The following is a 376-nucleotide window of genomic DNA, read 5'->3' on the forward strand; positions in this document are numbered from 1 at the left end:
GATCCAGATTATTTTGAGCTTTCTAATATTAATAGACAATTTGGTGCATCTTTGGATAATCTTGGAAGAAATAAGGCAGAAGTAGTTGGAGAATCTATATTTAATATTTCAAGAGATGTAAATGTTGATGTTTATCCTGAAGGTATTAATAATAATACTGCTGATGATTTTGTAGAAGGTTGTGATTATGTTTTAGATAAAATTGAATTATTTGAATTAGAAGCTCGCTATGCATTACATAGAGCTTTTCAAAAGAATGAAAGATGTAAATTTATGTTAACTGTGCCAGTATTTGGTCATAGAGCTTTCTTCTTTAAATGGACTAAAGATTCAATGTCAGCTGAAGATTATTTTGATATCAAGCCAGGTTCAGAGC

The 376-nt window shown here is 29.8% G+C and carries 1 protein-coding gene; it reads left to right on the forward strand.

Going from position 1 to position 376, the window contains the following annotated elements; translation table 11 throughout:
* On the forward strand, nt 1-376 hold a 376-nt coding region (locus tag EII23_RS12535; RefSeq protein ID WP_185702418.1), incomplete at both ends, for a ThiF family adenylyltransferase.

This window comes from Desulfovibrio sp. OH1186_COT-070, assembly GCF_003860215.1.
Classification (GTDB): Bacteria; Desulfobacterota; Desulfovibrionia; order Desulfovibrionales; family Desulfovibrionaceae; genus Desulfovibrio.